Genomic DNA, 20,831 nt, shown 5'->3' with positions numbered 1-20,831 from the left:
TTACACTAAAATTTAACTATATGCTTCGTTATGAACAGCTTGAACAGCACGTCCTGACGGGTCTACACAGTTCTGGAAAGATTCATCCCATTCAATCGCTTTTGCTGATGAACATGCAACTGACGGACCACCGGGAACACATTTCGCTGCATCTTCTAGAGGGAATAACTCTTCAAAGATTTCTCGATAAACATACGCTTCTTTGGTCGTTGGCGTGTTATATGGGAAGCGGAATTTTGCTGATTCCATTTGTTGGTCTGTTACTTTTGCCTCTGCAGTTTCTCGTAATGTGTCAATCCAGCTATATCCAACACCATCAGAGAATTGTTCTTTCTGTCTCCATGCGATAGCTTCAGGTAAATAATGCTCAAAACATTCACGTAAGATGTGTTTTTCCATCTTCCCATTGCCACACATCTTATCTTGTGGGTTTAAACGCATAGCCACATCAATAAATTCTTTATCTAAGAATGGAACACGGCCTTCTACCCCCCAAGCTGCAAGTGATTTATTCGCTCGAGCACAATCAAACATGTTTAAAGCAAGTAGTTTACGAACGGTCTCTTCATGGAACTCTTTTTTGTTTGGTGCTTTATGGAAGTAGAGGTAGCCACCAAAAATTTCATCTGCACCTTCACCAGAAAGTACCATCTTGATGCCCATCGCTTTGATTTTACGACCCATTAAGAACATTGGTGTTGATGCTCGAATCGTGGTTACATCATAGGTTTCAATATGATAAATAACATCACGAATCGCATCCAACCCTTCTTGAATGGTGTAAGTCATTTCATGGTGAACAGTACCCAGTTTATCTGCAACTTCACGAGCGGCTTTTAGATCTGGCGCACCTTCTAAGCCAACAGCAAAAGAGTGCAGTTGAGGCCACCATGCTTCCGACTTTTCATCGTCTTCAATACGCATCGCCGCGAAACGTTTAGCTACGGCAGACGTAATGGATGAATCTAATCCACCAGAAAGAAGTACACCATAAGGAACATCTGTCATTAATTGGCGTTTTACAGCATCTTCAAGTGCCTGCGTTAAGTCTTCTTTACTTGTTGAGTTATCTTTAACTGCATCATAATCCATCCAATCACGTAAATAATAACGTGTTGGTTCTGCATCTTTTGATGAGTAGAAATGGCCAGGAGGAAACTCACTGATTGATTTACATACAGGAACTAATGCTTTCATTTCTGAAGCAACATAATAGTTACCATGTTCATCATAACCGTGATACATAGGGATAATACCAATATGGTCACGACCAATTAAATATTCATCCTTTTCTTCATCGTAAAGAATGAAGGCAAAAATACCATTTAAATCTTCGAGTAGATCAGCTCCTTTTTCACGATATAACGCTAAAATAACTTCACAATCTGAATCAGTTTGGAATGTGTAATTATCTGCGTATTTTTCGCGAAGCTCTTTGTGGTTATAAATTTCACCATTAACAGCAAGAATGTGCTTTTTATCTTCGCTATAAAGAGGTTGTGCGCCACTGTTTAAGCCAACGATAGCTAAACGTTCATGCGCTAAAATTGCTTTGTCAGATGAATAGATACCTGACCAGTCTGGACCTCGATGGCGTAACTTTTTAGACATTTCTAAAGCGGTAGTTCTTAGTGGCGTTGGATCGCTTTTAATATCTAGAATTCCGAAAATTGAGCACATAAATAAGTTCCTTCTACTCTTCTTAATTTTTATCTTAAATTATTGTCCTGAATACAATTTGCCATTACCGCTAAAAAAATCAACCCAGAAATACAAATAAATTCACAAATACGACCCATGATTAGATATTTTTTAACAAAATGAATATTTACTTATTGAATCATTACTTAGCGCTGCTTTTTTGAACTAAAAGTTATAATTATTGAAGATAAAAGAAATAAAAAAAGAGAGCACAACAAACGATGCTGTGCTCTCTTCATTATTTGAATGAAATAAATTAACGGTAAATTAATGTGTTATGTAATCTTTATGATGATTAAATTGTGGATCCAGCTGTTCACTTACATGGCGGGCAAAACCACTGCCTGCTTCGTGGTAAATATTAAATGCAGCATCAACACCCTGTTCAATTAATCCATCAATTTGGTCATTATATGCTGCGATTGCAGCGGTTTGTCCTTGATAGTTTCTGGTTTGTAGTTGCTCAAGTGCAAATTGATTACCTTGGTGATTTGGCATCGCTAATAAAACTAACTTTACGTGCGACGTTGAAAGAATACGTTCCCAAAAATCAGGGTCGGTTGCATCACCAGAAATCACATTTCTTCCTAGCTCTTGGTGCTGTTTTGCTGATTCTTCACGCAATTCTATACCTAAAATAATATCACCATATTTTTCTTTTAGTTCATCATAGGCGCCACTACCAATGCGACCCATGCCTAAAATCAGAATTTGAGCTCGTCCTGGATTAATTAACTTATCCATTGGATTTAATCGTTCAGCAGTATGTTCTTTTAGCCAATGACGAGAACGTTGGTAAATGCTATGTCCAAAATTATTTAATGGTGCAGAGATAATGAATGAGATGGAGACGGCGATTGCAATGGCAACTAAGGTATCTGCTGGTAACCATCCCATTTTAAAGGCGAGGCCGCCAACAATAAGCCCAAATTCGCTGTAATTAAATAGAGTTAGGGAGGCAAGCAATGAGGTTCGCACTCGGAACTTAAATTTATTAATAATAATGAAGTACAAGAAACCTTTAACAGGCAGCAATAGAATAAGGATCAGAGCGAGTCCAAGACCTGAAATAGTTGGTGCAGCAGACAAGCCTATATTTAAAAAGAAGCAAATGAGGAGAACTTCTTTTAAATTAAAAAGTGATTTAGATAATTCTGAGGCTTTTGCATGTCCAGCTAATAGCATTCCTAAGATAAGAGCACCTAGATCCGGTTTCATACCTACTAATTCAAAAGTACCAGCACCAGCAACTAACGCTAAGAAAATACCGTAAAGGACCAGCATTTCACCGTGGCCAGCCCAATCGAGTAGTTTAAAAAATAATGGTCTAAACAAAGGTAATGCAAAAAGAGCGAGCGCGGTAATTTCTGGAATTTTCCCCGTTGATGCGGTTAAAAATACAACCGCAAAGATATCTTGCATAACAAGAATACCAATGGCTAAGGTGCCGTAGGTTGCATTCATTTCACCTTTTTCTTGTAATGCCTTTACTGCGAATACTGTACTTGAAAAAGAGAGTGCAAAACCAAAGAGTACCAGTTGAGCGGTTTCTATATTGGCAAGCATGTTAATGCCAAGAAGTTTAAGCCCTAATAATGCAAAGGTAAAAAACAGTGTTGAAAAGACATTATGAAGTGTAGCGCCTAACCAAATTTCTTTAGCAAGTAAGGTTTTAATATCTAATTTTAAGCCAATGGAGAAAAGTAATAGGGTGACACCGAGATCGGCAAATGTCTCAAGAGCGTCATTAGATTGAAAACCAAGGGCGTGTAAACCAAATCCAGCTAATAAAAAACCGACAAGGGGCGGTAGATTAATTTTTAAAGCAATAAATCCCATTACAAACGCTGCAATGATAAAAAGTAACTCCATATACTCATGTTCCTGATGGTAATCGAAAAAAAGGGCTGCTAATAGCAACCCTTAGAATAATAACACGCGAATAGAGACTCGTGATTATTCATCGAGTAATTTTTGTAACAAGACCCCATTAAGCATCGCACGTTTTACCATAGAGAATGCTCCGATCGTTGGTTGGTCGTATAACTCAGAAGCAACAATGGGTAGATCTTTATGGAAAGTAGTTAATGATTGGTTCTTAATACAGTTGCGGATTGCAGCAAATAGGATTTTATCTGCATGAGTAATTGCACCTGCGATAACGATCTTTTGAGGATTAAATAAGTTTATTGTCATCGCAATAGCCTTACCTAATTGATTACCTACACGCAATATTGTTTGAGTCGCTAGCTCATCGCCATGGTTTGCTGCATGACAAATATCAGTCATGGTAATTTTTGGTAGTTGAGAAAGGCTTGATGGATAGCCTTGCTTTAGTAAGGACTCAACATGTGCAATGATTGCAGGGTCTGCTGCAACAGTTTCTAGGCAACCAAAATTACCACATTGGCATTTATCACCAATAGGATCAATTTGGATATGACCAATTTCACCTACATTTCGGTTATGACCTAAAAATACTTTGCCATTAACAATAATACCAGCCCCCGTACCACGGTGAACACTGACTAAGATCGAGTCATAACAATCTTGTGAAGCACCAAAGTAATGTTCAGCAAGTGCAAGCCCACGAACATCGTTACCTACAAAACATTCAGTATTAAAGTTATCTTTGATGAAATCCGCTAGAAGTAGCTTGTTTACATCGGTATTTGGCATGTATTCAACGACACCTGTTTCAGGGTTAACTAAACCAGGAAGAGTAATGCCGATAGCAATTAATTGCTTAATTGTATCTTGGTTTTTTGAAATAAAGCCTTCCAATAGTAATTTCAGTCCATCGAGTAGATGTTCTTGGTTGCTATAATGGAATTCTTGGTACTCGCTAGCCAGTTCTTTAGTCGAAAGGTCAAACAAACTTAGTTGAATGTAATCTCGTCCTAGACGTACTGCTATAGAGTGGAAAGGGGAGGTTTCAGTGGTCAAGGAGATAGCTCTTCGACCACCAGTAGATGCTTGTTGCGCGACTTCTTTTATTAAGCCGCGCTCTAATAGTTGACGGGTGATTTTGGTAACACTTGCAGGAGCCAGTTGGCTTACATCTGCAATTTGAATTCGAGAAATCGGACCTTTTTGGTCGATTAAACGATAAACAGCCGCACTGTTTAATTGTTTTACTAGATCTACATTACCAATTTGTCCGCCAGTCATATTAACTTTGCTCGTATTGTCCGTTCACAACAGTCGCTTTTACATTGAAGTCACGATCAAAAATAGCAAGGTTAGCAACCATGTTCTTTTTGATGCGGCCAAGTTTATTATCTAAGCCCATAGCTTGAGCTGGATATAAAGTCGCCATGCGTAGTGCTTCGTCTAAAGCGATTCCAACGTGCTCAACTGTATTCTGAACTGCTTCAATCATAGTCAGAGCTGAGCCACCTAATGTGCCATTTTCATCAACACATTTGCCATCCTTGTAATATACTTTCTTACCCACAAAAATAAAGTATTCCATGTCAGCACCTGCAGGAGCTGTGGCATCGGTCACTAATACTAGTTTTTCTTTCTTTATTTTGTGTGCAATACGGATGTTTGCATAGTCAACATGGAAACCATCAGCAATGATGCCAGCATAAACTTCTGGAGTATCATAAATTGCACCAACAACACCAGGTTCACGACCTACCATAGGCGTCATTGCATTAAATAAGTGAGTTGCGAAAGTGATACCTGATTCAAAGCCTTGACGAGCTTCAGCATAAGTTGCATTTGTGTGACCAATTGATACAACGATACCTGCTTTATGAAGGCGTTCGATGTGCTCAGGATCATTTTGCTCTGGCGCTAGTGTTACTTTTGCGATTAGGTCTGCGTTATCACACATAAGTTGGATCATGTCTGAGTCTGATGTACGGATATGATCAACGCTATGAATACCTTTTTTCATTACGTTTAGGTATGGACCTTCTAAGTGCAAACCTAAAGATTGGTTTTGATATTTGCTGTGGTATTCACGAGCAGCTTCGATTGCCGCACGCATATCTTCATCAGAAGAGGTGATTAACGTTGGTAAAAAGCTAGTACAGCCTGATTTTAGATTTGCTTCATGCATGATTTGCATGGTTTCTGCTGTAATTTCATCATTAAGCATTACACCGCCACAACCATTAAGCTGAAGATCGATAAAGCCTGGGCTTAGAATCGCTCCATCTAAGTCTTTTAGCTCAATACCAGCTGGTAGTTCTGATGTTGGGCAAACAGCTTCAATCTCTGTTCCATTAATAATTACTGAATGGTCAGTAAGAACATCGTTACCTGTATAAACTTTACAGTTAGTTAGCGCATACATAGCTTGAATCCTTTGGTTATAATTTAGAGTACGAAAAAATATAAACTTTTTTCGTTGAAATTTTTAAGCAGGTGAAAATAGAACTGCTTACTGAGCGGTACACTCAGAATACCTAAATGTTACGTTCAGTAATGACAAAATTTGGTCATAATATGCACCAAATTTTATTCCTGATGTTTTATTCTTTCGAATGATAAAATAAGTTTTATGATCTCGCTAGCAAAATACCCTAAATATTCCTTCCGCAGGTGATAATGATCACAATACGTTAGCTTTTAATTTGCGGGGCGAAATTAATCCCTTACACTGACCCTGTTTATAACGAGTAACGAAATAAGTTTTGTGAAGAACAGGTTAAGTTATTCAAAAAAAATCTAAAATCCTTATAGGGGGAAACTAAAGGTGAATATTTTAGGATATTTTCAAAAAGTAGGTAAGGCACTGATGGTACCAGTTGCTACATTACCTGCAGCAGCAATTTTAATGGGTATTGGTTACTGGATTGACCCGGTAGCTTGGGGTGGCAACAGTGCACTTGCGGCGTTTTTAATCAAAGCTGGTGCGGCTATCATCGACAACATGTCAGTACTGTTCGCAGTAGGTGTTGCTTATGGTATGTCTAAAGATAAAGATGGTGCAGCTGCACTTTCTGGTTTTGTTGGTTTCCTAGTTGTTACTACTCTTCTTTCACCAGGAGCAGTTGCTCAAATTCAGGGTATTGATCCTGCTGCAGTTCCAGCTGCATTTGGTAAAATCAATAACCAATTTGTTGGTATCCTAGTTGGTATCGTATCTGCTGAAATCTACAACCGTTTCTCTTCTGTAGAACTGCATAAAGCACTTGCATTCTTCTCAGGTAAGCGTCTTGTACCTATCCTAACATCTTTCGCAGGTATCTTAATTGCGTTTGTACTTATGTACATCTGGCCTGCAATTTACGGTGGCCTAGTACACTTTGGTGAATCAATCCAAGGTATGGGTTCTGTTGGTGCTGGTATCTACGCATTCTTCAACCGTCTACTAATCCCAGTTGGTCTTCACCACGCACTTAACTCTGTGTTCTGGTTTGACGTAGCGGGTATTAACGATATTCCTAACTTCCTAGGTGGCGCTAAGTCTATCGCTGAAGGTACTGCAACTGTAGGTGTTACAGGTATGTACCAAGCTGGTTTCTTCCCAATCATGATGTTTGGTCTACCAGGTGCAGCACTAGCTATCTACCACACTGCTAAAGTTGAGAACAAAGAAAAAGTTGCATCTATCATGATCGCTGCTGGTTTCGCATCATTCTTCACTGGTGTAACAGAACCTCTAGAATTCTCATTCATGTTCCTTGCTCCTGCACTATACGTAGTTCACGCAGCACTAACAGGTATCTCTGTATTCATCGCAGCATCTATGCAATGGATTGCAGGTTTCGGTTTCTCAGCTGGTCTTGTAGATATGGTACTTTCTACTCGTAACCCTCTAGCTGTTAACTGGTACATGCTAATTATCCAAGGTATCGTATTCTTCGCAATCTACTACTTCGTATTCCGCGCTGTAATCGTTAAGTTCAACCTTAAGACTCCAGGCCGTGAAGACGACGAAGACGAAGAAGGTTCAACAGTTGGTGGTTCTAAAGAAACTGGTGAGCTAGCTAAACAATACCTTAAAGCTCTAGGTGGTCATGAAAACCTAGAAAACATCGATGCTTGTATCACTCGTCTACGTCTAACTCTTAAAGACACTAGCGTAATCAGCGAGAAGCAACTTAAAGCTCTAGGTGCAATGGGTGTGGTTAAACTTGGTTCAAACAACGTTCAAGTTATCCTTGGTCCTCTTGCTGAAATCGTAGCTGGCGAAATGAAAAAAATCCCAGCTTCTGAAGACCTAACAGCAGTTGCACTACCATAATTATTGAGTAATTAACTCAAAATCAACAAGCCGCTCTCTTTAGAGCGGCTTTTTTTATATAAATAACCAAACTATTTGATTCTATATATTGAGTATCTGCCCATAATTGTGGATCATAGGGAGATATGAACAATCTGTTCTTTCTGACAATACTAATACCAATGAGGTGCTTTAGATGAGTGAAACTGAAACTCGTCCTACCAACTTTATCCGTCAAATTATTGATGAAGATTTAAAGTCTGGTAAACATTCCAGTGTCCATACTCGTTTCCCGCCAGAGCCAAATGGCTATCTGCATATCGGACACGCAAAATCTATCTGTTTGAATTTTGGTATTGCTCAAGATTATCAGGGTCAATGTAATCTTCGTTTTGACGATACAAACCCTGAAAAAGAAGACATCGAATACGTTGAGTCTATTAAGAATGACGTTAACTGGTTAGGTTTTCAGTGGAGTGGAGATATTCAATATTCTTCAAACTACTTTGATAAGCTATATGGTTATGCTGTTGAATTAATTGAAAAAGGATTAGCGTATGTTGATGAGCTAACTCCTGAGCAAATGCGTGAATACCGTGGTTCTCTAAAAGAGCCTGGTAAAAACAGCCCGTACCGTGATCGTAGCGTAGAAGAAAACCTGGCGCTATTTGAACAAATGCGTGATGGTAAATTTAAAGAAGGTACAATTTGCTTACGAGCTAAAATTGATATGGCTTCTTCATTCATCGTACTTCGTGATCCTGTTATTTATCGTGTACGTTTTGCTACTCACCATCAAACGGGTGATAAGTGGTGCATTTATCCAATGTACGACTTCACACACTGTATTTCTGATGCGTTAGAAGGCATTACGCACTCTATTTGTACGCTTGAATTCCAAGATAACCGTCGCTTATACGACTGGGTACTAGAGAACATCACAATTGATTGCCAACCGCGTCAATATGAATTTAGCCGTCTAAATCTTGAATATACGGTAATGTCTAAGCGTAAGCTGAACCAACTAGTGACTGAGAAATTAGTTAATGGTTGGGATGATCCACGTATGCCTACGGTTTCTGGTTTACGTCGTCGTGGCTTTACTTCTGCATCAATTCGCGAGTTCTGTAAGCGTATCGGTGTAACGAAACAAGAAAACATGATTGAATTCAGCTCTCTTGAGTCTTGTATTCGTGATGATTTAAACGAATCAGCACCTCGTGCAATGGCTGTTCTTGAGCCAGTGAAACTTGTGATTGAAAACTACGAAGAAGGTAAGGTTGAGACGCTAAATATTGCTAATCATCCAAATAAACCTGAAATGGGCACTCGTGAAGTACCATTTACTCGTGAAGTTTATATTGAACAAGACGATTTCCGCGAAGAAGCGAACAAAAAATACAAGCGTTTAGTGCTAGGTAAAGAAGTTCGTTTACGTGGTGCTTACGTTATTCAAGCTAACCGCATTGAAAAAGACGAAGCAGGTAATATCACAACGATTTTCTGTAGTTACGATGAAGATACGTTAGGTAAAAACCCTGCAGATGGTCGTAAAGTTAAAGGTGTTATTCACTGGGTTTCTGCTGATAAAGCATTACCAGCTGAAATTCGCTTATACGATCGTTTATTCACTGTACCAAACCCAGGTGCTGCGGATGATTTTGCTGCAACAATTAATCCTGAGTCTTTAGTGGTTAAAAATGGTTTTGTTGAACCTAGTTTAGCAACAGCAGAAGCAGAAGTTGGTTATCAGTTTGAGCGTACAGGTTACTTCTGTGCAGATAACAAAGACTCAAGTGCTGATGCATTAGTCTTTAACCGTACAGTAGGTTTACGTGATACTTGGGCTGGTTAATTAACAGTTACTAGCTAATAAAAATAAAAAACCAGCATGAAAATGCTGGTTTTTTTATATGAGCTTGTCGCAAAAACGATTAATTAGGCGTTATGTGCGTCATCATTTTCAGCACAATCACCCGTTATGCAGTGACCGTATAGGTATAAACTGTGATTCGTTAGACGGACATTGTACTTTTCTGCAACTTGTTTTTGACGTTGCTCAATTGTCTCATCTGAAAACTCAATTACTTTTCCACAATCTAAGCAAACTAAGTGATCATGGTGATGTTGAGTTGCTAATTCAAAAACTGATTTACCGCCTTCAAAATGGTGGCGAGTGACGATACCAGCATCATCAAATTGGTTTAATACACGGTAAACAGTTGCAAGTCCGATTTCTTCACCGATATCAATCAGCTTTTTATACAAATCTTCAGCGCTAATGTGTTGGCACTCTGGTTCTTGTAGCACTTCTAAAATTTTAAGGCGCGGAAGGGTTACTTTTAAACCGGCTTTTTTTAGAGCTTGGTTATTATCTGACATCGACTTTTCCTGTTTTGGCTTTCTGCATCGATTTCCTGTGCAGTTTTAATCACTTAATTATAGGGAACATTCAATTCAGTTGAAACCTTATATGCAAGATCTCTTACAAAAAAATAGATGTTGATCTTTTGTTAACAAAGAAACTATTATGAGGTCTGACCAGAATTAAAGAGATTAAATATGTATCGTTACTTTACCCCAAAAATTGTAAAAAGGGCATTAAATATTTGGCCTCCGTTTTGGGGCGCTGGGATCTCCATCGAAAATATTTCATCTGACTTTCAAGAAGTAAGTGTTATTTTGAAAGACCGTTTTTGGAATCGAAATGCCAATAGAACTCAGTATGGTGGAAGTATCTTTTCTATGACCGATCCTGTATTCTCTCTCATGTTAATGGGGATATTAAGAGATGAATATTATGTATGGGATAAACAATCTGAAATAGATTTCATTTCACCAGGAACCACAGATTTACACGCTCGGTTTGTGATATCCGATGAAGAATTAGCTGAAATTAAACAAGCAACAAAAGAGGGGGAAAAACATTTTCCGCAATTTGAAGTATATATTTATGATAAAAAAGGAAAGGTAGTTGCTAGGGTAAATAGAACACTATATGTAAGGAAGAAGCCTGAGTTTAGATAATGCTCCCTACGCTAAATGAGTGATAGGCAGAGAGCATTATAGGAATTAGAATATTAGTCTTCTAATTCTGCTAGGCACATCTCTTCGTGGATTTGGTTTACCCACTTAGTTACACGCTCTTCAGTTAGTTCTGGTTGGCGGTCTTCATCAATACATAGACCAACAAAGTTATCATCATCTACTAATGCCTTAGACGCTTCAAACTCATAACCTTCAGTTGGCCAGTAACCAATAATTGTACCGCCTTTTGCTTCTACGATATCACGGATATTACCCATCGCATCGCAGAAGTATTCAGCGTAATCTTCTTGGTCACCACAACCAAAAATAGCAACTAGCTTTGTTGAAAAATCAATTTCTTCTAGTTCAGGGAAGAAATCATCCCAATCACATTGAGCTTCACCGTAGTACCATGTAGGGATACCTAATAGAAGTAGATCGAAATTATCGATGTCTTCTTTGCTGCTTTTAGCAATATCTTGTACATGAACTAGCTTTTTACCAAGCTGCTTTTGAATCATCTTGCCAACAGCTTCAGTGTTACCTGTATCGCTGCCAAAGAAGAGTCCTACACTTGCCATATGATGAATACCTGTATTGTCTATATTAAATAAAAATAAATGGTGTTAGATCAGTCAATTTAATTGAGTCCAGAACCTTCCCAGCTCAGCTGGATGAGTCCTTTAGCAATAAAGCCTGCACAACCTAAAAAGAGAACAAGCCATACAATTTTACGGCCGAAAGGGGGAACATTTGCTTGCTTTAATACATCTTTAATAGCCATGCCGATAAAAAAGAATATCGAGGCAAACAATAAATCTAAACCAATAGATTCAATGAGATCAAAATGTTCATAAAGCATGAATCACCCTTATCTTAAGTAAGCGACCTATATCTGATCGAATAATTTTGCAAAACTATATCATAGCTTTGTCTTTGTTGGTATGGATTATCGATTTGTCACTTTTCCAATGAAGCGTTTTATGACTCGATAAATTGTTTCTGGCTTTTCTGCATGTAACCAATGCCCAGTTCCGTTAACAATGTGCGCTTTGGCATTTGGGAATTGGCTTATAATATTCGCTTGATGCTCAGCTAAAATATAGTCTGAGTTTTGTCCCTTAATAAAGATAACATCACCTTCAAAAGCGGGAATATTATCCCAGCCAATAATCTGTGCGTAATTATCAAATAAAGCATTTACATTAAAGCGAAGAGCAAGGTGATCTTGTTCTTTATACAGCGATTTACTTAAAAATTGTCTAACACCAGGATCGGCAATAGAGGTGGCAAGTAAGTCGTCTGCTTCTTTACGTGTTACTGGTTTATTATTAAGTATCTTGTGCAAACCTGAGAATACAGCATCATGTTTTCTCTCAGGGTAAGCAATAGGAGCCATGTCTAAAATGGATAGAGATTGAATCAATTGTGGTGATTGACTCGCTAGCGCCATTGCTACTTTTCCGCCCATAGAATGGCCAACAATATGCGCTGAAGTGATAGATAAATGATCGAACAAATTAACAAGATCGTTTGCAAGCTCATGATAATTATGGATATCAGAGTGAAATGAACGACCGTGATTTCGAAGATCAACACTGATCACTCGATATTCCGTTTCGAATTGTCGAGCAAGAAGGCCTAAGTTGTCTAAGCTTCCAAATAATCCATGAATTAGGATCAAAGGATCCCCATTTCCTTGTTCTTTATAGTTAAGTAACATCATTTTTCTATCGTTGTGTTAGGTTTGTCGTAGAGTATCACGATTTTACAGGGTATAATCGTGCCTTCATAAATAGATTATAGAATACGAACCATATAATGAAGACAATTGAAGTAGACGAAGAACTATACCGCTTTATTGCGAGCCAAACTCAACACATCGGTGAAAGTGCCTCTGATATTTTACGTCGTCTCTTAATGCAGTCATCACCTTCAGACCTTGCTGTTTCTGCTCCTGTTGAAGTACAGAAAAAAGGCATTGTAGTCAGTAAAGATGCTGGTAAAGAGGCATCGGTAGATCGCGTTAAAGCGGTGCGTACCTTATTAATCTCTGATGAATTTTCAGCATTAGATAAAGCGATCGATCGCTTTTTAACTGTATTATCTGAATTATATAAAATTGACTCAAAAGCTTTCTCAGAAGCAACGGAAGTAAAAGGCCGTACTCGAGTTTATTTTGCTGACAATCAAGAGACATTAATCGCGAGCGGTAAAACGACAAAGCCTCGTGAAATTGTAGGTACTCCATTCTGGGTAATCACAAATACAAATACTAATCGCAAGCGCCACATGGTTGAATTATTAATGGAGCGAATGGGCTTCCAACATGATTTAACAGAAAAAGTGTGTGCGGCGATCTAATTTTTTGAGTCATAACTCAAATCATAATTTGTCACAAGGAATCGTCAAATGGCTATACATCCTCGTGCTGGGCAGAAAGCTCAGCAAGAAGATTTACACAATATCCCATCATTAGTTGCTAACTATTTCTTATTAGAGCCGAACCCAACAAATGTTGATCAGCAAGTGCAATTTGGTACTTCTGGCCACCGTGGTACGGCAGATAAAGCGACGTTTAACCAACATCATATTTGGGCGATAGCTCAAGCTGTGGCTGACGTACGTAAAGAAAATGGCGTAACGGGTCCATTATTTTTAGGTAAAGATACCCACGCGCTATCTGAACCTGCATTCACATCTGCTATTGAAGTACTTGTTGCTAATGGCGTTGAAGTGATCATTCAAGAAAATAATGGCTACACACCAACTCCTGGTATCTCGCATGCAATCTTAACGCACAATGTTAAGTGTGAAGATAAAGCGGATGGCATTGTGATAACTCCTTCTCATAACCCACCTCAAGATGGCGGTATTAAATATAATCCTGTTCATGGTGGTCCTGCCGAGGGTGAGCTGACGACAGCAATTGAAAATCGTGCAAATCAATTAATTGCGAATGAATTAAAAGATGTTAAACGTGTATCAATTACTGAAGCGATGTCATCTGATTTAGTAAAGCAAATGGATTTAGTGCAGCCTTATATTGATGACTTAAAAAATGTTATTAATATTGAAGCGATTCAAAAAGCAAATCTAAAATTAGGTGTGGATCCATTGGGTGGCTCTGGTATTGAGTACTGGCGTCAAATTGGTCAAGCTTTTGATCTTGATTTAACCTTGGTGAGTGAAGCGATTGATCCTTCATTCCAGTTTATGTCACTAGATAAAGATGGTGTAGTTCGAATGGACTGCTCGTCTCCTTATGCAATGGCTGGTCTATTATCATTAAAAGATGAATATGACCTAGCGTTTGGTAATGATCCTGATTATGACCGTCATGGCATCGTAACGCCATCGGGCTTAATGAATCCAAATCACTACTTAGCGGTATGTATTGATTATCTATACCGTCATCGTCCAGAGTGGAAACCTGAAGTTGCTGTTGGTAAAACATTAGTATCTTCTGCAATTATCGATAAAGTAGTTGCTGATCTTGGCCGTGATTTGTGTGAAGTGCCTGTAGGCTTTAAGTGGTTTGTAGATGGCTTATATGCAGGCTCTTTAGGCTTTGGTGGTGAAGAAAGTGCAGGCGCTTCTTTCTTACGTTTTGATGGTACGCCTTGGTCAACTGATAAAGATGGTATTCTTTTATGTCTTCTTGCGGCTGAAATCACAGCTGTTACCGGTATGAATCCACAAGAATACTACAACAAACTGGCTGCTCAGCATGGCGAATCTAGCTACAATCGTATTCAAGCGGTTGCTAACAAAGCGCAAAAAGCAGTGCTAAGTAAGTTATCACCAGAAATGGTTTCAGCAACAATGCTTGCTGGTGATGAGATCACTGCTCGTTTAACGCATGCTCCTGGTAACGGAGCTGCAATTGGTGGATTAAAAGTAACAACTGAAAATGGTTGGTTTGCTGCTCGTCCATCTGGCACTGAAGAGATCTATAAGATTTACTGTGAAAGTTTTAAAGGTGCTGATCATTTAGCACTGATTGAACAAGAAGCTCAAGAAATTGTAAGTAACGTGTTTAAAGAAGCCGGTTTATAATTTTTTAAGTAATACAAATTAAGCAGCGCATGTCGCTGCTTTTTTTTGATAAGAAGGCCATAACATGAATAATTTTCAGTTAGAACAATTATTAAACTCAGAGTTAAAACCTCAATTAATTAAAGATTATTGTCCAAATGGTCTTCAAATTGAAGGTTCAAATGAGATAAAAAAGATCGTAACAGGGGTTACTGCATCTCAAGCTTTAATTGATACCGCTATTGAAGAAAATGCAGATGCATTACTTGTGCATCATGGCTATTTTTGGAAAGGGGAAGCTGAGCCAATCACTGGAATGAAAGGTAAGCGTATTCGTTCATTAATTCAACATGATATTAATCTATTTGCTTATCATTTGCCTTTAGACATTCATCCAACGTTGGGTAATAACGCTGAGCTAGCTCGTTTATTTTCGCTCTCAAATGTGGAAGGGTTAGAAGCCACACCACAATCGATCGCTATGAAGGGAGAGCTGACTGAAACACTATCAGGCGAAGAATTTGCACAGCGTATTCAGCAAGTATTAAATCGTGAACCATTGCATATTAAACCAACACAAGACAAGCCGATTAAAACGGTTGCTTGGTGTTCTGGTGGTGGCCAAGATTATATAGAATTGGCGGCTCAACAGGGGATGGATGCGTTTATTTCGGGTGAGATTTCGGAACGTACGACTTACATTGCTCGTGAACTAGGGATTCACTATTTTGCTGCAGGTCATCATGCAACAGAGCGTTATGGTGTTAAAGCGCTAGGTGAGTGGTTAGAAAAAGAGCATGGGTTTGATGTTAAGTTTATTGATATCGATAACCCAGTATAGTCAATTTGAGTTATCAATGCGGTGATATAAAAAAAGGTTGATGTATTTACATCAACCTTTTTGTTCATAGGTCTAACTATTTAAAGCGACATTATTCACGCTCATGAAGCGGTTTAAACTCGCGTAGTTCTTCACCTGTATAAAGTTGGCGAGGACGACCGATACGATTTGTTGGGTCACTGTGCATTTCGCTCCAGTGTGCAATCCAGCCAACAGTACGAGACATTGCAAAGATAACCGTAAACATAGATACAGGAATACCAATTGCTTTTAGGATAATACCTGAGTAGAAATCTACGTTTGGATACAATTTCTTAGATACAAAATATTCATCAGAAAGTGCAATACGTTCAAGCTCCATTGCGACATCAAGTAGTGGATCTTTAATGTTTAGTTCTTTTAGAACATCGTGACATGCTTCACGCATTACGGTTGCACGAGGGTCATAGTTCTTATAAACACGGTGACCGAAGCCCATTAGGCGGAATGGGTCATCCTTATCTTTTGCTTTTGCAACGTATTCATCAATGTTGTCTACAGAGCCGATTTCTTCAAGCATACGTAAACATGCTTCGTTAGCACCACCATGAGCAGGTCCCCATAGAGAAGCAATACCAGCAGCGATACAAGCAAATGGATTCGCACCTGATGAACCAGCTAAGCGAACGGTTGATGTTGATGCATTTTGCTCGTGATCGGCATGCAGCGTAAAGATTTTATCCATTGCTCGTGCAACAACAGGGTTTACTTCGTATTCTTCACACGGATTAGCGAACATCATGTGTAAGAAGTTTTCTGCGTAAGTCAGATCATTACGAGGATAGATGAACGGTTGTCCAATTGAGTATTTGTAAGACATTGCTGAAAGAGTTGGCATTTTTGATAGTAATCTAAATGCAGCAATTTCGCGGTGTTCATCGTTATTGATATCTAAAGAATCGTGATAGAAAGCAGCCAGTGCTCCTACAACACCACACATTACGGCCATAGGGTGAGCATCACGGCGGAAGCCATGGAAGAAGCTTGAAATTTGCTCATGTACCATTGTGTGGCGAGTTACGATGTCCTTGAATGTTTCATATTCTTCTCTGTTTGGCGCTTCGCCATTTAGAAGGATATAACAGACTTCAAGGTAATCTGCATTGTTAGCTAACTGATCAATAGGGAAACCACGGTGCAATAGAACACCTTTATCACCATCGATATAGGTAATTTGAGACTCACAAGATGCAGTGGCAAGAAAACCAGGGTCGAAAGTAAAGTAACCATTCGCTCCTAATTTACGCACATCGATCACTTCTGGACCAATCGTTCCATCCATGATTGGCATGTCTATAGGCGATTGACCTTCAATATGAAGTGTTGCCTTTTTATCTGCCATAACATTCTCCTTTTGTTATATTTTTATTCTATCCCGGATATGAGAGTGACAACTTTGTACCCATTACACGGGCTAAAGTCAATTTTTGTGCGCTTATGTGTGCACTTGTTTATATTTTTAATGAAAAAAAAGTTAATTTTCTGTGGTGTGATGTAAGTTTTGTTTATGGGTTTGTAATAAGATGTTTCACATCGTATACTGCGGCTGAGTTTCTGGTCTGTTTCCTTATATTATATGGGGTTAACGTGATTTTCATCTACTTATAAATAGAGTGCGGTTTATATATTTAGCTCAATAAAGAGATGTTGCTCACATCAAAAGTTGCGTAAATGTTAAATCTAGGCGGTTTTTGATAGATCGGAGGTATCTATAACAATAAAATGCTCAATGGAGCTGAGTGAGCCCCTTGTGAAAGTTAAAAAGTCAAGACCTGTCAACCTAGATCTACAAACGATCCGTTTTCCTATAACGGCTATCGCCTCAATCTTGCATCGCGTGAGTGGTGTAATTACTTTTGTTTCTGTCGGAATATTGCTTTGGTTGCTCAACCTATCGCTTTCTTCACCTATTGGATTCGCACAAGCCGCTGATTATGTCGATGGCTTTTTTGTGACTTTCATTATGTGGGGAATTCTGACTGCTCTTGCTTACCATATTGTCGTAGGTATTCGTCATTTACTGATGGATATGGGCTATTTTGAAGAGCTCGAGTCAGGCACTCAAAGTGCTAAAGTTGCGTTTGCAATTACAGCCGTGTTGTCACTTTTAGCAGGAGTATTGGTATGGTAGCTAATGTTTCGTCATTTGGTCGTAACGGTGTACACGATTTTATTCTAATTCGTGCCAGTGCGATCATTCTTACTCTATACACATTATACATTGTTGGCTTTTGTGCCTTTGGGCCAGAGTTAACGTATTTGTCATGGACTAACTTCTTTGGTGGACTGTTTACGAAAGCGTTTACCATGTTAGCGCTATTGTCCATTCTAATTCATGCATGGATTGGTTTATGGCAAGTGCTTACCGATTATATCAAACCAGTTATGTTGCGTGCTCTGCTTCAGCTTGGGTTGGTCTCTGTTCTGTTTGTCTATTTCTTCTCTGGTTTAATGATAGTGTGGGGTGTGTAGTGAGTAGTATTCCTGTTAGAGAATTTGATGCCGTTGTAATCGGTGCTGGTGGTGCGGGTATGAGAGCCGCGCTGCAAATTTCAGAACAAGGCCTTTCTTGTGCTTTGTTATCAAAAGTTTTTCCAACTCGTTCTCACACTGTATCTGCCCAAGGTGGTATTACCGTTGCTCTTGGTAATGCGCATGAAGATCATTGGGAACAACATATGTATGATACGGTGAAAGGTTCTGATTATATCGGTGACCAAGATGCGATCGAATACATGTGTAAAAATGGTCCAGAGTCGGTTATCGAACTAGAGAAAATGGGCTTGCCATTCTCACGTTTTGATAATGGTACGATTTATCAACGTCCATTTGGCGGTCAATCTAAGAACTTTGGCGGCGAACAAGCTGCTCGTACTGCTGCTGCGGCAGACCGTACTGGGCATGCGCTTCTTCATACGCTTTACCAACAAAATATTAAGCATAAAACGACGATTTTTTCTGAGTGGTATGCGCTTGATTTAGTAAAAAATGAAGAGGGTGCAATTTTAGGGTGTACTGCGCTTTGTATGGAAACCGGTGAAGTTTGTTACTTTAAATCCAAAGCAACAATTCTGGCTACTGGTGGTGCTGGACGTATTTACGCTTCAACAACCAATGCACATATTAATACTGGTGATGGTGTTGGTATGGCGATTCGAGCTGGTGTTCCAATGCAAGACATTGAAATGTGGCAGTTCCACCCAACAGGTATCGCTGGTGCTGGTGTTCTTGTAACTGAAGGGTGTCGTGGTGAAGGTGGTTATCTTTTAAATAAAGATGGTGAACGCTTCATGGAACGTTACGCACCAAATGCTAAAGATTTGGCAGGTCGTGATGTTGTAGCTCGTTCAATGATGGTTGAAATTCGTGAGGGTCGTGGTTGCGATGGTCCTTGGGGTCCACACATTAAACTGAAACTGGATCATTTAGGTAAAGAAACACTAGAGTCACGTTTACCTGGTGTGTGTGAGTTATCTCGTACCTTTGCTCATGTTGACCCAGTAAAAGAGCCTATTCCAGTTATTCCTACTTGTCACTACATGATGGGTGGCGTACCAACTCAGGTTTCAGGTCAAGCTATTAAGCAAGATGAAAGTGGCGCCGATGTTGAAGTTCAAGGCCTGTTTGCTTGTGGTGAAATTGCGTCAGTTTCAGTACATGGTGCTAACCGTTTAGGTGGTAACTCTTTGCTTGATTTAGTGGTGTTTGGCCGTGCAACAGGGCTTCATTTAGGTGAAACTCTGAAGAAGCAAGCAGAAGCAAAACCAGCAACTGAAGAAGACATTCAACGTTCATTAGAGCGTTATAATCGTTGGGAAAATAGTACGGGTGGTGAAGACCCAGCTCAAATCCGTAAAGACTTACAACAGTGTATGCAAAATAATTTCTCGGTATTCCGTGAAGGTGATGCAATGGCAAAAGGTCTTGAAGAACTAAAAGTGATTCGTGAGCGTCTAAACAATGCGTATCTATCTGATAAATCGACTGAGTTTAATACTCAGCGTATTGAATGTTTAGAGCTAGAGAACTTGATGGAAACGGCATTTGCAACCGCAGTAGCAGCAAATTACCGTACAGAAAGTCGTGGAGCACACGCACGCTTCGATTTCCCTGAGCGTGATGATGCTAATTGGTTATGCCATTCAATTTACAACCCTGAGACAGAGTCAATGTCTAAGCGTAATGTAAATATGGAACCTGTTCACCGTGAAGCTTTCCCTCCGAAAGCTCGTACATATTAAGAGGGCAGAAGAATGAAATTGAATTTTTCGATCTACCGCTATAATCCAGATGTAGATAATGCACCTCACATGAAAGCATACACACTAGATGTTGAAGAAGGTTCGGATATGATGGTGCTCGATGCACTTATCTTATTAAAAGAACAAGACCCAACATTAGCTTTCCGCCGTTCATGTCGTGAGGGTGTGTGTGGTTCTGATGGTCTTAACATGAATGGTAAAAATGGACTTGCATGCATTACGCCATTATCTGAATTAGCAGATAAAAGTGAGATTGTTATTCGTCCATTGCCCGGTTTACCTGTTGTTCGTGATTTAATTGTCGATATGGCACAATTCTATGAAAATTATGAAAAGGTAAAACCGTTCTTAATTAGTGATGGAGCAACGCCACCTTCAAGAGAAAACCTACAATCTCCAGAAGAGCGTGAGCATCTAGATGGTTTGTATGAATGCATCATGTGTGCATGTTGTACTACCTCGTGCCCATCATTTTGGTGGAATCCTGATAAATTCATCGGACCAGCAGGGTTGCTTGCAGCTTATCGTTGGTTAATTGATAGTCGAGATACTGCAACAAATGAACGTTTATCTAATTTAGATGATGCATTCAGTGTTTTTCGTTGCCATGGTATCATGAATTGTGTAAGTGTATGTCCTAAAGGGTTAAACCCAACAAAAGCAATTGGCCATATAAAGACAATGCTATTGAAAAAAGCGGTATAATTTACTTTTCCTCAACCTATGTTGATAGGTTGAG

General features: G+C 39.2%; 19 protein-coding genes. 10 read left to right on the top strand and 9 right to left on the bottom strand.

The genetic code is table 11. From position 1 onward, the window contains the following. Positions 1 to 12: 12 nt before the first annotated feature. The 4 genes from asnB to nagA form a co-directional block, all read right to left on the bottom strand. Positions 13 to 1,680, bottom strand: a complete 1,668-nt coding sequence (gene asnB / locus GNP81_RS09030) for an asparagine synthase B (RefSeq protein ID WP_155673403.1) — start codon at positions 1,678 to 1,680, stop codon at positions 13 to 15. A gap of 288 nt (positions 1,681 to 1,968) precedes the next feature. After that, entirely contained in the window at positions 1,969 to 3,573 is a 1,605-nt protein-coding gene (locus tag GNP81_RS09025; protein WP_155672137.1) for a cation:proton antiporter family protein, read from the bottom strand. A gap of 84 nt (positions 3,574 to 3,657) precedes the next feature. After that, on the bottom strand, positions 3,658 to 4,872 hold the full coding sequence (nagC, locus tag GNP81_RS09020) for a DNA-binding transcriptional regulator NagC (RefSeq protein WP_146864101.1): 1,215 nt from the start codon (positions 4,870 to 4,872) through the stop codon (positions 3,658 to 3,660). 1 nt (position 4,873) lies between these two features. Beyond that, complete coding sequence (gene nagA / locus GNP81_RS09015) at positions 4,874 to 6,010, bottom strand: N-acetylglucosamine-6-phosphate deacetylase (RefSeq protein ID WP_146864098.1); 1,137 nt, start codon at positions 6,008 to 6,010, stop codon at positions 4,874 to 4,876. A gap of 402 nt (positions 6,011 to 6,412) precedes the next feature. On the opposite strand from nagA, the gene nagE reads away from it, so the two are divergent. Together nagE and glnS are read left to right on the top strand one after the other, a co-directional pair. Further along, a complete protein-coding gene (gene nagE / locus GNP81_RS09010; protein ID WP_005418270.1) occupies positions 6,413 to 7,906 on the top strand; it encodes an N-acetylglucosamine-specific PTS transporter subunit IIBC in 1,494 nt (497 codons plus the stop codon). Positions 7,907 to 8,081: 175 nt separating this feature from the next. Then, positions 8,082 to 9,740 (top strand): glutamine--tRNA ligase, encoded by a 1,659-nt coding sequence (glnS, locus tag GNP81_RS09005; protein WP_005418271.1) that lies wholly within the window; start codon positions 8,082 to 8,084, stop codon positions 9,738 to 9,740. Positions 9,741 to 9,823: 83 nt separating this feature from the next. Here the strand turns inward: glnS and fur are convergent, their stop codons facing one another. After that, positions 9,824 to 10,267, bottom strand: a complete 444-nt coding sequence (gene fur, locus GNP81_RS09000; RefSeq protein ID WP_146864095.1) for a ferric iron uptake transcriptional regulator — start codon at positions 10,265 to 10,267, stop codon at positions 9,824 to 9,826. 180 nt (positions 10,268 to 10,447) lie between these two features. On the opposite strand from fur, the gene GNP81_RS08995 reads away from it, so the two are divergent. Beyond that, on the top strand, positions 10,448 to 10,912 hold the full coding sequence (locus tag GNP81_RS08995) for a hotdog fold domain-containing protein (protein WP_155672136.1): 465 nt from the start codon (positions 10,448 to 10,450) through the stop codon (positions 10,910 to 10,912). A 53-nt stretch (positions 10,913 to 10,965) separates the two neighbouring features. On the opposite strand, the gene fldA is transcribed toward GNP81_RS08995, so the two are convergent. From fldA to GNP81_RS08980, 3 genes are all read right to left on the bottom strand, one after another. Beyond that, a complete protein-coding gene (gene fldA / locus GNP81_RS08990) occupies positions 10,966 to 11,493 on the bottom strand; it encodes a flavodoxin FldA (protein WP_011261496.1) in 528 nt (175 codons plus the stop codon). A 59-nt stretch (positions 11,494 to 11,552) separates the two neighbouring features. After that, the gene (locus tag GNP81_RS08985; RefSeq protein WP_005418283.1) at positions 11,553 to 11,774 is read right to left on the bottom strand and encodes a DUF2788 domain-containing protein; all 222 of its coding nucleotides are present in this window, start codon (positions 11,772 to 11,774) and stop codon (positions 11,553 to 11,555) included. Positions 11,775 to 11,861: 87 nt separating this feature from the next. After that, the gene (locus GNP81_RS08980; RefSeq protein ID WP_155672135.1) at positions 11,862 to 12,638 is read right to left on the bottom strand and encodes an alpha/beta fold hydrolase; all 777 of its coding nucleotides are present in this window, start codon (positions 12,636 to 12,638) and stop codon (positions 11,862 to 11,864) included. A 95-nt stretch (positions 12,639 to 12,733) separates the two neighbouring features. Between GNP81_RS08980 and seqA the strand changes: the two genes are divergently transcribed. From seqA to GNP81_RS08965, 3 genes are all read left to right on the top strand, one after another. Next, positions 12,734 to 13,276, top strand: coding sequence for a replication initiation negative regulator SeqA (gene seqA, locus GNP81_RS08975; protein WP_005418290.1), 543 nt, complete (start codon positions 12,734 to 12,736; stop codon positions 13,274 to 13,276). A gap of 48 nt (positions 13,277 to 13,324) precedes the next feature. Further along, positions 13,325 to 14,971 carry a phosphoglucomutase (alpha-D-glucose-1,6-bisphosphate-dependent) gene (pgm, locus tag GNP81_RS08970; RefSeq protein WP_011261498.1) on the top strand — a complete coding sequence of 549 codons (1,647 nt, stop codon included), beginning with the start codon at positions 13,325 to 13,327 and terminating at the stop codon, positions 14,969 to 14,971. A gap of 64 nt (positions 14,972 to 15,035) precedes the next feature. After that, the gene (locus tag GNP81_RS08965; protein WP_012534264.1) at positions 15,036 to 15,791 is read left to right on the top strand and encodes a Nif3-like dinuclear metal center hexameric protein; all 756 of its coding nucleotides are present in this window, start codon (positions 15,036 to 15,038) and stop codon (positions 15,789 to 15,791) included. Between the two features lie 91 nt (positions 15,792 to 15,882). Here GNP81_RS08965 and GNP81_RS08960 read toward each other — a convergent pair whose 3' ends face one another. After that, positions 15,883 to 17,172 carry a citrate synthase gene (locus GNP81_RS08960; protein WP_005418295.1) on the bottom strand — a complete coding sequence of 430 codons (1,290 nt, stop codon included), beginning with the start codon at positions 17,170 to 17,172 and terminating at the stop codon, positions 15,883 to 15,885. 393 nt (positions 17,173 to 17,565) lie between these two features. On the opposite strand from GNP81_RS08960, the gene sdhC reads away from it, so the two are divergent. The 4 genes from sdhC to GNP81_RS08940 are packed head-to-tail and all read left to right on the top strand — an operon-like array spanning position 17,566 to position 20,797. Beyond that, a complete protein-coding gene (gene sdhC, locus GNP81_RS08955) occupies positions 17,566 to 17,961 on the top strand; it encodes a succinate dehydrogenase cytochrome b556 subunit (RefSeq protein WP_026029235.1) in 396 nt (131 codons plus the stop codon). Continuing rightward, positions 17,955 to 18,302: a succinate dehydrogenase, hydrophobic membrane anchor protein gene (sdhD, locus tag GNP81_RS08950; RefSeq protein ID WP_155673404.1), complete on the top strand. Its 348-nt coding sequence runs from the start codon at positions 17,955 to 17,957 to the stop codon at positions 18,300 to 18,302. The genes sdhC and sdhD overlap by 7 nt, the downstream gene beginning before the upstream one ends. Beyond that, on the top strand, positions 18,302 to 20,071 hold the full coding sequence (gene sdhA, locus GNP81_RS08945; RefSeq protein ID WP_336495393.1) for a succinate dehydrogenase flavoprotein subunit: 1,770 nt from the start codon (positions 18,302 to 18,304) through the stop codon (positions 20,069 to 20,071). The genes sdhD and sdhA overlap by 1 nt, the downstream gene beginning before the upstream one ends. A gap of 12 nt (positions 20,072 to 20,083) precedes the next feature. Next, complete coding sequence (locus GNP81_RS08940) at positions 20,084 to 20,797, top strand: succinate dehydrogenase iron-sulfur subunit (protein ID WP_005418304.1); 714 nt, start codon at positions 20,084 to 20,086, stop codon at positions 20,795 to 20,797. Positions 20,798 to 20,831 lie beyond the last annotated feature (34 nt).

The sequence above is a fragment of the Aliivibrio fischeri genome (genome assembly GCF_009727955.1).
Lineage (GTDB): Bacteria > Pseudomonadota > Gammaproteobacteria > Enterobacterales > Vibrionaceae > Aliivibrio > Aliivibrio fischeri_A.
The sequence above is the reverse complement of the archived record's forward strand: the minus strand, read 5'-3'. Positions and strand labels throughout refer to the sequence as shown.